Genomic DNA, 12,547 nt, shown 5'->3' on the forward strand with positions numbered 1-12,547 from the left:
TATAAGTAATTAATAAGGCTTTGGCAGGCATACTATCCCTAAAGAATCTTGTGGGCTGCCTGCTTGGAGCAAATGGGCTTTATTTGTGAAGAAAGTGTGATCATATAATGAATATGATATGGTTTGACTTTTTTGGGAATAAAGTGTGAATATAAATTGACGTTTTCTTTAAAAAACAATTAAGTTTTTAGAATCAAAAAAAGAGAGATTCATTTTTTGACGAATTAGATATATGCGATATAATACTATTTGGATATTGTTTTAACAGCCATCTGTTAGAAGAAAAACTGGTCATTAAGGACAATTGGCGCTCAAGAATTTCTTAAAGAAATGGGATGTTAATGGTTCTTTCTGTTTACAACTTATAGCTGAGATGTTATTATAATGTCTGAAGGGGCGAGAGAGTTACATATCGCGTCTAATATCTTTATTAACAGAGAGGGGAAATATCGAATTATGAAACTAACATGAAGCGTTCATTATTCGTTGGTTTGGCTGCATTGAGCTTTGTAGCTGTTGCCGGTGCATCATCTAATGCATCTGCTAAGAGTTATAAGATCGATTTTAACCAAGCTGCAAGTAGCACAACTGCTACTAGCCGTAACTATGTTCCTACTGGAACAAATGCATTATACACTAAAGCTGGTGTATTAAAGAGTGCTCGTCAAGTTGCTTCAACTGCAACTTTACAATCACTTGCCAGCTCAAAGAAGGGTAACGATTACTTCCGTGGCTATCGTGTTGCTAAATTAAGCAATGGTTCATACTACATGAAGGTTGTTACTTTTGATAAAGCTTACCGTGGCTGGATCTATGTTGGTAAGACTGATCCTCGTAGCAATTACCAAAGTGTTGCCGGCGGTTTGAAGTACACTGATACTACTACTGATGTAACTTCAACTTTAACTGACGCACAAAAGAAAGCTACTTATCAATTGAGTAACCCAGGTACTTCATTTGAAGCACAAACCTTCAAAGAACCTGCTTACACCCAATATAAGATTGGCCGTAACACAACTGATACTACCAACTACAAGAACGATACCTTTACAGTTACAAAGGCTGTAAAGCGTAATCGTGAAGGTGATGTTTGGTACTATGTAAATGATGCTAAGAACCCATCAGTTAATGGTTACGTTCTTGCTACTTCATTGAAGCAAGCATCATCTGCTAGTTCATCAGCTGCTACCTCATCATCAGCAACTGCTTCAGTTGGTACTAGTCAAACAACTATTGACAGTGTATTCAACGTTGAAGGTTACAGCAGTGCTACGGGTGGCAAGATGGTTGCCCACGCACAATGGACAATTCCTCTATGGAACGGTAACGTTAACTGGAACAACGCCGTTAACAACTTCAACCGTGACCGGACTGTAATGGGTAACAAGAATGACGTTATTCCTTCAAGCACTTTGAATGCTGCTTTGAAGAACAACGGCTTCAACCAAGTTTACATGAAGATCACACCAACTATCCTGCCTCGTCTTGCAGGTGGCTGGCTTGATAACCTTGATTCCATTACTGGTGTTTACATGAAGTTCAACTTGGATACTGATACGATTCCACAGAACGCACACTATGGTGATGTTCTTCGCTTAGGTTACACTGTTGATGATTCCGCACTTTACACGAAGTGGGTCGGTGGTTCTAAGTCTGAAAATGCATCAGTTAACTCCGATGGTTACACTGGTATGACTATCAACCGTCAATGGGTAAAGACTATTCTTGATATGTACGTTGTAAACCCATATATCTAATCTTTAGCTAGACTGGTTTAATTTGTTATTTTAAAAAAGGGGTACTTCTTTTGAGGTGCTCCTTTTTTTGTACAGGTAAATAATTAACCTGATGATTTAGTTATTCTTTAATAACACTGGATTTACCCCGGAAATGATACAAAATTTTAATTTTTGTAATATGGCATTAATTGATTAATGGGTTATAATGAATGTGTAGATAACGAATTATGACTTTTCGTTGTTATTACATATTTAGATATTTTAGGAGGGGATCGTTTGATAAACAAGAAATTTTCCAAGGCAGCTTTGTTAGGCGTCGCGCTTTTTGGATTGGGATTTGCTACTGTGACAGCTAATTCTGATTCTGCGAATGCTAAAAGCTATGCCAAGGTAAAGTCGAATAAAGCGTATACGACTAATTACACGGAACGGAATTATTTACCATCCGGCTCAGCGGCTTTGTATTCTAAAGCTGGTACTCTAAAAGGAGCTCGCAAGGTTGCCAGTACAACGACTTTAAAATCGTTAGCACAGCAATCCGATAAGGGTCAGAGCTATTTTCGGGCTTATCGAATTGCCAAGACCAATCGGGGTTCTTATTACTTAAAGGTGGTCTCATTTGACAAGACTTACCGGGGCTGGATATATGCCGGCAAATCAAATCCAAGTGGTAAGACAAGTGTTGGTGGTATGAAGAAAGTTTCGACTTTTAATCAAGGTAATTTAACGACGGACATTTCCAATGCGACTTATTACTTTGGCTCATCCTCAACAACTTATAAACAGCCTGACTGGACCGAATATAAGATTGGTCGTAATATGGCTTCACTTTCTGGTGATTACACTAAAGATCCATTACGGGTTACCGGTGTTGGTACAAAGACGAACGGTCGTGACAATAACGCGACGTATTATTTTGTTGAAGATTCAGCCCACCCAACGGTTAACGGCTGGATTAAAGCTTCAGATTTAAAAGCCGGCTCAAGTACAGGCGCTTCTTCGTCGTCATCAGTTAATATCGGTGCCAATCAGGTATTGGTTAACTATATTGATTCATCGACTGGCAATTCCGTGACAACTAAGTTGTTGACCAACAGTAATGCTTCAACACAAACGGCTGCCAATTTCTTAGGAACCAACTTATCTGGTCAAGCTTATTCCAATATCCCGAGCGGTTACTCTGCGCCAAGTACTTCTAGTCAGTATGGTACTCAGAATAATAATGCATTAGCAGCCGCTTCGTATGGTAATCAAGTTAATTACTACGTTGTTGCAACTTCAACGGATAATTTATTCAGCACGGCACCTAATTATACAGCATTCGCTAATAATAAAAATTATAGCGGTTTGCCGGGTGACCCTGTAAGTAAGAATGCCTTTACATCACCATCCGGTGTTCAATTTAGTACGCTGGTTTCCAATTTAGCAAAGAGTACTTATACCAGTGGTAATAATGGGCAACGAGACACCTTTACTTCTACCGATATTTGGAATGCTGTTTCAAATGCTAATATGGGTGAAATTTACTACTTGACTTATTGCGATCCAATGAGTAATTTCTTTGATGGTTCAAAGCAAGCAGTTTTGACAGCTTCAAGTACAGGAACACCAAGTGTTAGTGGTTTGTTTGGCACTAGCTCGAGTTCAAGCACCAGTGATACAAGTAGTCAGCTTTCAGATATTTTGAGTGCAGCCGGTGTTGATCCTTTGGGCAGTGCTTTGAGTGGCCTTGGCAGTCTAATTGGCAGCGGTCTCGACGGCATCGCCAACTCTCTGTTTGGCGGTCGAATTTGCTATCGAGTTGTTAAATTAACAACTTCGCAAGCCCAAATTAAGACAGTCAACGGTGATAGCGTCAAGATGGGAACTCAAGTAACGATTCCTTATACAGCAAATGCTTCAAAGGTCGTTACCGAAAGTGCTATTAAAGGCGCTAATAATGATCTTAGGAGCTTATACAATCAAAACAGTACTGAGTCCAGTCCAACTGCTAATGCTACCGAGCAGGGTTATGCCTTTAATGACAAATCCTTCCAAAGCAGCACAAGCGCTTTGAGCGGTCTCCTAACTGATGGTACAAGTACTTCCGGCAGTTCAACATCTACCAGTTCAACATCTACTAGTACTTCATCCTTAAGTAGCCTATTGTCAGCACTTTCCGGTAGTAATTAGGAAGTAAATGCCGATATAACTTGAGGTTATCTTAACAAGGTTGGTTTGATTTACTTTTTGAAAAATTAAATCGGCTTCTGTAGCGTATCAGTGATTTTTGTTCAATTTAAATTAGCTGATAGTTAATACGAGCCCCGTTACCTGATAAGAATCAGGCAGCGGGGCTCGTATTAATTACGCACCAGGCGTTTTAATGAGTGTTATTTTTTGGCGCTATTTTTTAGTCGAAGTAGTCGTTATCGAACTGCTTGCTTTGCTGGTTGTAGTGGTTGTTTTCTTAGTTGAGGACGAGGTCGTCTTCTTGGTTGTTTTAATCTGATCTTTTGGGAAATTTTTAATCATGAATTGTGCAATTTCTCTTCCCATCAATTGATATGTTTTGGCCGAAGGATGCAACCGTTCATCGTATAATCGATATTCATGATTGCTGTCGGTGATTAATTGGGTGGTGTCTTTTCGCCAGTCAAGATAAGGAATATCAAATTCTTTGTACACTTCCGCTTCAGCGTTTCGCAATTCATTCATTGTAAAGCCGCCTTTGCCGATAATGTCATCTGAATTGGTATTACTGTCGTAACGGGTAATTGGTAAGATGCCGTAAATAATCAATTTCTTGTTGTCAGATTTCATTTTTTGGATATTTTGTTTTAATGTTTCCTGAATGTCTGAGAGAGAATTGGAAACGTGGCCATAATCATTGGTGCCATAGGCAATTGTTGCGACGTCATAGTTTTTGAAATTATGAGCATTGACAGTTGGTGTCAAATCGCCTTCCGTTTCTTCTTCGCCACCATCACATAGAAAAGCACCGTTATAACCAGCGTTTAGAACATCAGTGTCTAAATAGCGGCTTAACCAGGTTGGATAACCCATGTTATTCAAAGTTTCATACCCATCGTACCCTTTGGTAATTGAATCGCCCATACTGATGACGTTTAATCCCTTAAAGTAATCGCTATTTTTCATTGCAATATCAAAAACTCCTTCTGAGATTGGTTCGAGATTGCCTTGCCAAATCCAGCCCGATTGGGTACCAGAGCCACTCTTGACATAATACCAAACAGAATTTCCGGCTCCCTGTGAGGACCTGTCGATAACGGCCTTCTTTTCAATATACCAGGTTACTTTAGCAAAGTCCTTTGCTGAACCAGCTTTCTTTGTTAATTTTGATGATGTGTAAACATAACCCTTTTCAATATGATAGGGTAATTCCTCGTCGACAGTTGTACTACTGACTAAGGAAGCGTCGGGGATCGTTTCTTTAACCGAACTAGTCGATGCTTTGACACTGGATGAACTACTATTTTTACTTTTTGTAACTGAAGCCGCAGATTTGCTTGGCGTTGCGGTCTTGCTAGCTGCTTGGACTGTTATGTCAGCAGACATTCCCAACAATGCTGCAATTGCGACAGCCAAATATCTTGTCTTTATCATCTTGATAATCTCCTCAAAATATTGTTAACGAGTTCCAGAATACCACGGTAATATTACGAATGCTTTACGGGTTGGTGAAAACCTGTTAACTTAACCCGCTTAATTATTTTAACCCGCTGCTTTAAAATGTTTCTTAAAGTTTATTTGATAACAAAAAGCAGTTTGGCTTGATAAATAATTAGGCTAATGACATTCCCTACTTGAAAAAGAAAGGTAAATAACTTATTATTAACTATGTATAGTGCGGCTATTTTAGAGTCGGGGGGAAAGTACCATGAACAAAAAGTTCAAATTTAGGTGGTCCTTTATGGCATCGTCTCTCATATTGGCTTTGTTCAGCTTGGGTGTTGGGGGCAACGCTCAAGCAGACTCTGCCAGTGTGACAACACCTGCGTCGGCGCAATCAACTGCCGGCAGCGTCGCTTCTGCAAATTCCAACGAGAGCTCATTACATAGTGGGGATAATCAGCAATGGGCACTTCAAAGTTCATCTCAATCAACAGAGAGTGTCGCGGCAACGACCGCTTCTGACGACAATTTGCAAAGTTCCAGTTCGTCACTGGCTGGATGGAATGCAATTGATTCTTCCAGTACGTCAAGTGACAGTACTTCAACAAGTAGTTCGAACAGTAATGGGGACACGACAACTACTTATGGGAATGCAGATGACAATAACGTTGACGCAGCCGCTAGTTCTGATGCATCTTCATCGAGCAGTTCGGCTGCTGATTCTTCATCGGAACCAATGCTTGGATTGGGCGATAAGGGTGCGGCCGGTGCCGGGACCGGTGCTGATAAAACGGTTAAAAAGATTATTGACAAGGTGGTTCCTGGTGGTGGTTTGGACAATACCAAACCAGATGTACCGACAAATGGGGCATCATCAACCAGCAGTCAGCAATCAGCCGGTAGTGATTCATCGACGACAGGTAATTCGACGGCTGTTCAATCAGCAGCGGGTTCTCAAAGTGCGTCAAATTCAAGTACAACTTCAGGGATGATGGCTGGTGTTAAGCGCCAAACCGCTATTGAAAAACCTAACAGCAGCGATGAAATGGCACACAATTCATTTGCTGATCGGGTTTCCAAGAGTGATACTGCCAGCGCTGCCAAAAACAATACAAAGCTGGTCAGCTTTAATACGTTTAGCAAGCTGTTTTATAAGCAGGCGCTTAATAAGAAGCAGAATCCTGGCAAGTTTACGACTTCAAAGGGTAAAAAAGTGACAATTACCACGCCGGTTTCCAGCGTTAAGTATACGGATCATGATGTTAATGGAATTGTGGAGACCTTACCGGTTATTATCACATTATCCATTATTGGTTTTGTTGCAATTTCGTTTATTGTTTTTGATCCATTAAGATTTATTTTTAGATAATTAACTTCGAGTAAAATGAGCAGGTGGGATGCCTTTAGGTATGTCGCCTGCTTTATTGTCTATGGTCTTGGAGCCTGGTATTCAAAGACGGTTAAACAGGTGGCGACGGTTTAATTGGCCATTTTTAAACACGTAATAAAAAGTGAGGCTTAACTATTGCAAACGCTTCCAGATATGGTATTATATAGTCAAGGAAGGGAAAAGAGATTCAAAGCATTAAGGGTTTCCAACCTACTTTGAATGTTCTTCCACCAGCAGCTAGTTGTTGGAAATGTTGGATTTTCAAATATTTGTACTTTGAAGTAATCGAAGAAGTAGTTTAGGTACGTGGTTGTTTTAAGATGTTGGATTTAAAACGATTATTAGCATAGACGAGAAATTTAATTTCAGGTGATTAAGTGTTTGAATATAAAATGATCCAATCATATCGAATGGATTTAAAGATCGACTATTAATACTCATTGGAGTAATTGAATAGGTTAATGTACAGGAGTCGCTTGTAGTAGATCGATGAATCCGATAAATGATCAAATTGATGGGATATCAAGTTGATCCAACGATGATAGATTCACAGATCCAGTTATCAAGAATTAGATTTTTATACCAACAATGTTTTAGTACCAATCAGATAGTAATTTAAGTTTTAAGCAGTAACAGAATTGATCGTGCGGCAAATTTATCAAAAGTTAAAGTCGAAAATGGTTCAAGTTTGCGACAGTCAGATCAATTAATGAGTTAAATTGAGGCGATAAGACATTAGATTTAAACAAAAGTGGGTATTAACCCTTAACATCCCTTCCGATTTTAAATAGGCACTCAGGTTGAAACGCATAGCAAACCTGGGGCCTATTTTTGTGTCTTAAAAAGAAAAATCAACCGGCCGGTGGCTTTGTGTGCGGGGCGCGATCACGTCTTTTTGAATGAAGTCTGCGAAAATTAATCGTGCTAAAGTTGTACTATTAAATCGTTTTTGCTATAATGAAAGCGCACCCAAGCTAGTAAAAGGTCTTACTTACGAAAATTGTTGGCTCCTTTTATTTACAGGCGCATGATTATTCGGTATTCTAGTCAATGAAATGGCTTTTAGCTGTTAATTTTTGGCCAAAAAGGGGAATCACCATGGATTTTCAAAGAATCGTCATTATTGATCTGGCGTCACTTGGTATCGGCGAAGCCAGTGATGCCAATCGCTATCATTCGGTTGGCGCTGATACGTTGGGCCACATTGCCGGGCAAGCCGGAGAGATGCTCCAGCTGCCAACACTTGGTAAGCTGGGATTGGGTAACATTCGTACCGAAAATCCGGTGCCCGGACTACCGGCCGTTGAGAAGCCAGCTGGATTTTACGGTAAAATCCATGTTCAGAGCTTGGGAAACCAGCCTCAAGGCGGTATTCGGGAAATGCTCGATTATCAGGATGGTATTCGAGTTACCAGTGTGATTGATCCGCTGGTTAAGGGGAGTGATGATTACGCCCGCTCGGTTATGATTACCAATTATCAGAGTTATATTTCAAACCAGAATCTGGCTGATATTGTGGCTGTTAATCGGGATTCATTGGCTTTTCAGACGCTTCATCATGAGGTGGTTTCACCTTTTAATGGTCTCATTTACATGTCGGTTCAGGATTTACCCCGGGCGGCGGCTGATGGTGACCCGAAAGCCTACCTTGAGATTTTAAGGGATGCTGATCGGCATATTGCTCAAGTGATGAGTGAAATGAAGCGGACTGACTTATTGGTAATTACGGCAACGTTTGCCAATGACTTAACGGCGGCTGTTTCGCCGACTCGGGAATATTTACCGTTGATAATCTATTATCCGGCAATCGAAACCGGTCGGCCATTAGGGGTTCGCCATTCGTTGGCGGACATTGGAGCCACGATTGCCGACATGTTTTCCTTGAACTATGATAAAGAATCAATTGGTCATAGCTTTTTGAGCGAAGTTTCATCTTAAATCTGGGTTTAAACTTTAAAAAACCAAATTTTTTATAACAAGGGGGATCGCAATGCCGGGCAAGGGACTCGGTTATTATTTTTTGCCATTATTGTTTTGTTATTCGTAAAAACAGAAAAGAGGACTTCCGCATATGCAGTTAACTTATTTATTAGTCAATATACTGGGTGTGATTGTTTACCTGGGAATTGCCGTACTGTTTTCCAAAGACCGAAAAGCCATTAACTGGCGCTCGGTCCTCGTTGTGTTGGTCATTAACCTGGTAATTGCTTTTGTTCTGACCGAGTTTAAGTGGGGTCGGGATGCTGTTAGAGCGGCTGCCGACGGGTTTAATTGGCTGGTCCAGGTTTCCTATCAGGGGATTGCATTCGCACTACCAAACTGGGTAACGCCTGAATTTGGCGGGACTGCCAAGACAATGAACTTTGTGACAAGTGCATTGCTGCCAATTCTGATGATTGTACCGCTGTTTGATACATTGACTTACATCGGTGTTTTACCCTGGATTATCAAATGGGTCGGCCGGGGTTTGTCGTTTATTACCGGTGCACCAAAATTCGAGTCATTTTTTGCCGTTGAAATGATGTTTTTGGGTAACACCGAAGCACTTGCCGTTTCATCCCTTCAATTAAAACAAATGTCTGCTAAACGAAATTTGACGCTGGCATTGATGTCCATGTCCTGTGTGACGGCTTCAATTATCGGTGCCTATACGCAAATGGTTCCCGGACAATTTGTTTTAACTGCTATTCCGCTGAACGTTTTGAATGCGTTAATCATTACCAGTATTTTAAATCCGGTTAAGGTAACGCCGGAAGAAGATACAATTGCCAAAATGGGTGGCAGTGGTGCTGCTAGTGAAGCTGCCGAAGAAGAAGGTGCGGTTTCACCGGATGGTAAAAAAGAGCCTTATTTCTCATTTCTGGGTGACTCCATTCTGGGTGCCGGCCGGTTGATTTTAATCATTGCCGCCAACGTTATCGCCTTTGTTGCTTTGGCTGCCTTGATTGATAAGATTTTGGCATTATTCAACCCATGGTTATCATTGGAACACATTCTGGGAATTATCATGTTCCCATTTGCTTGGTTGATGGGGCTGGATGTCAGCCATGCCTTCCAGTTTGCACAGTTCATGGGCATGAAACTGGTAACTAACGAATTCGTTGTTATGGGTAAGATTGCCGGCACAATTCATAATCTCAGCATCTTCCCAGCTCATTATCAGGCTCAGCTGACGGTCTTCATTACATCATTTGCCAACTTCTCAACGACCGGAATGATTATCGGTGCCTTTAAGGGATTGGTTGATAAGAAGAAAAATGATTTGATTAGTAAAAACGTTGGGATTATGTTACTTTCCGGGATTCTGGTATCGTTAATGTCTGCCGGAATTGTCGGCCTATTTGTATGGTAAAATTGCAAATTCGAAAGCTAGGTTATATTTTTGGATAAGTTACAAAGAGAAGAGGCCGTAGCAAACAAGCTGCGGCTTCGTGAGGCAATCCAGGATAAAAATTTAATAAAACGGGAAATAATCGCCGGGATTACGGGATTTTTCGCGATCTCCTACATTATCATCGTTAACCCATTGATTTTAAAGGATGCCGGGATTCCGACCGATCTTAGCGTGTTTGCAACCATTATTTCCTCGTTTGTCGGGTGCCTGATAATGGGATTTTGGGCAAACGCGCCGGTTATTTTGACCCCCGGAATGGGCGTGAACGCCTTCTTTACGTACACGGTAGTCGTCTCTATGGGACTGTCGTGGCAGGAAGCGTTGGCGATTTCCATGGTAGCCAGTGTCATCTACGTTTTGATTGCCTTTACCAAATTAAGTCAGGTCCTGGCCGATGGAATTCCGGATACGCTGAAAGCGGGAATTACCGCCGGAATCGGGTTGTTTTTGGTTGAAATTGGCTTGGAAAAGGCGCAATTGATTCAAGCAGGTAAAAGTTCGATTTTAGCACTGGGCGACCTGACGCAGCCGGCAACGTTGTTGGCCATGTTTGGCCTGCTGCTGACACTGTTTCTGTATATTCGAAACGTGACGGGCGGTTTCTTTATTGGTATTTTTGTGACGTCACTATTGGGCATCTTATTTGGCATTAAAGATCAGGCATCCCCGTCAGTCGGCATCGGTGACATTGATAAATATACGCAAATTGTCTTGAAGGGCGATTTCAGTCACGTTTTTAGTGTTGCGTTTGTTCTGGCCGTTTTTTCAATGACCATGATTCTGGTTTTTGAATCAATGGGGTTGCTGGAAGGCATTATGCCGAACCCCAGGAAATTCAAACGGGCTTTTCAGGCAAGTTCGGTGACAAGCTTTTTGTCTGGGATTTTAGGAACCAGCCCAACAGTGGCGGCCGCTGAAAGTGCGTCAGCCATTGAAAGCGGCGGTCGGACCGGAATTACGTCGATTGTGGCTGGTATCATGTTTGCTCTTTCAATATTTTTCATTCCATTATTGTCATTTGTACCACAAGCCGCCATCGCGCCGGTGATTATTATTACCGGTGCCTTGATGATGAATCAGTTAAGTCGAATTAATATGTTTGATTTTTCGGATTGGTTCCCTGCATTTTTAATTGTGGTTTTAATTCCGTTTACGACCAGCATTTCAACGGGGTTGGCATTCGGATTTGTAGCCTATCCAATCCTAAAAATCGCGGCAGGCAGGGCAAAGGAATTAACAATTGCCACTTATGTGCTGGGTGGCTTATTTCTCGGTGATTTAGTGCTTTCGGCACTGCTCTGACTGTCATCAAAGATAAAAGATGAGGAGAAGTAATTATGACAATTAAAATTGTAATGGACACCGATCCGGGAATTGATGATGCAGCAGCGTTAACCATGGCGCTGAACGACCCCCAAATTGATGTTAAATTAATTACCAGTGTTGCCGGTAATGTCACGGTTGATAAAACAACCCGCAACGCGCAGAAAATTGTGCGCTTTTTCAACAAAAAAGTGCCGGTTGCAGCTGGAGCTAAACAGCCGTTGATCAAGGAATTTGAGGACGCAGCCAGAATCCATGGTGAATCGGGAATGCCGGGATACGATTTCCCGGAGGATCTGCCGAAACCGCTTGATAAGAGTGCGGTAGAAGCACTGCGCGAGACCATTATGAGTAGTGATGAAAAGATTACGCTGGTTCCGACCGGTTCCTACACAAATATCGGGTTGTTATTTAGTGAGTATCCTGAGGTTAAAGACCACATTGAACGAATTGTTGCCATGGGCGGTTCGCTTGGTAAGGGCAACATGACCAGTGCAGCCGAATTTAACGTCTTTACCGATCCCGATGCTGCTAAAATCATGTACAATTCAGGTATTCCGATTACCATGGTTGGTTTGGATATTACGATGAAAGCGTTGTTGACGCCGGCTTCATTAACTAAATTGGCTACTATGAATGAGACTGGTAAAATGCTGCATGACATTATTATTCACGATGGTGATAACAGTCTGAAGGAATTGCCATGCACGATGTCAATACAATCTTTTATCTATTACATCCCGAAGCAATCAAGACCCAGCCAATGTGGATCGATATTGTTACGGACGGTCCGGCAATTGGCGAAACGGTTGGCGATATTCGTGGCGCCTATCATGAAGGCAAAACAAACGCTAATGTCTGTGTCGATATTGACGCGGCCGCTTTTAACGACTGGTTCCTGCTGAAGTTGCCAAAATAACGGTTTAAGCTTTAATTTTTTAATAACGTAAGAAAGCCGATTTGTCGCAAAAAACGACGTCGGCTTTTTATTTTGACCTTTTAAATGAGCTTGTCGAGATTATTTACAATTTAACGTGGGTACCCTATGATTGAAAGTGAACAGTGACGCCGAATCAAAAGCGGGGC

General features: G+C 41.5%; 7 protein-coding genes and 1 pseudogene. 7 read left to right on the forward strand and 1 reads right to left on the reverse strand.

Annotation, left to right across the window (positions count from 1 at the left end):
• The first annotated feature begins 467 nt into the window (after positions 1–467).
• Both JCM14108_RS15460 and JCM14108_RS10140 read left to right on the forward strand, forming a co-directional pair.
• Entirely contained in the window at positions 468–1,757 is a 1,290-nt protein-coding gene (locus JCM14108_RS15460) for an S-layer protein (protein WP_237745800.1), read from the forward strand.
• A 258-nt stretch (positions 1,758–2,015) separates the two neighbouring features.
• Positions 2,016–3,911 (forward strand): hypothetical protein, encoded by a 1,896-nt coding sequence (locus tag JCM14108_RS10140; protein ID WP_235807189.1) that lies wholly within the window; start codon positions 2,016–2,018, stop codon positions 3,909–3,911.
• Positions 3,912–4,124: 213 nt separating this feature from the next.
• Here the strand turns inward: JCM14108_RS10140 and JCM14108_RS10145 are convergent, their stop codons facing one another.
• Positions 4,125–5,345, reverse strand: a complete 1,221-nt coding sequence (locus JCM14108_RS10145) for an SGNH/GDSL hydrolase family protein (RefSeq protein WP_235807188.1) — start codon at positions 5,343–5,345, stop codon at positions 4,125–4,127.
• 307 nt (positions 5,346–5,652) lie between these two features.
• On the opposite strand from JCM14108_RS10145, the gene JCM14108_RS10150 reads away from it, so the two are divergent.
• The 5 genes and pseudogenes from JCM14108_RS10150 to rihC all read left to right on the forward strand — a co-directional run bounded on the left by JCM14108_RS10150 (position 5,653) and on the right by rihC (position 12,380).
• The gene (locus tag JCM14108_RS10150) at positions 5,653–6,723 is read left to right on the forward strand and encodes a hypothetical protein (RefSeq protein ID WP_235807187.1); all 1,071 of its coding nucleotides are present in this window, start codon (positions 5,653–5,655) and stop codon (positions 6,721–6,723) included.
• A gap of 1,119 nt (positions 6,724–7,842) precedes the next feature.
• Positions 7,843–8,682 carry an alkaline phosphatase family protein gene (locus JCM14108_RS10155; RefSeq protein WP_035180663.1) on the forward strand — a complete coding sequence of 280 codons (840 nt, stop codon included), beginning with the start codon at positions 7,843–7,845 and terminating at the stop codon, positions 8,680–8,682.
• A 133-nt stretch (positions 8,683–8,815) separates the two neighbouring features.
• Positions 8,816–10,096, forward strand: a complete 1,281-nt coding sequence (locus tag JCM14108_RS10160) for a NupC/NupG family nucleoside CNT transporter (RefSeq protein WP_035180664.1) — start codon at positions 8,816–8,818, stop codon at positions 10,094–10,096.
• 30 nt (positions 10,097–10,126) lie between these two features.
• On the forward strand, positions 10,127–11,440 hold the full coding sequence (locus JCM14108_RS10165) for an NCS2 family permease (protein WP_035180665.1): 1,314 nt from the start codon (positions 10,127–10,129) through the stop codon (positions 11,438–11,440).
• Positions 11,441–11,475: 35 nt separating this feature from the next.
• Positions 11,476–12,380, forward strand: a pseudogene (gene rihC / locus JCM14108_RS10170) (ribonucleoside hydrolase RihC).
• Positions 12,381–12,547: the final 167 nt, after the last annotated feature.

Source organism: Lentilactobacillus farraginis DSM 18382 = JCM 14108, assembly GCF_000583655.1.
GTDB classification, from domain to species: Bacteria; Bacillota; Bacilli; order Lactobacillales; family Lactobacillaceae; genus Lentilactobacillus; species Lentilactobacillus farraginis.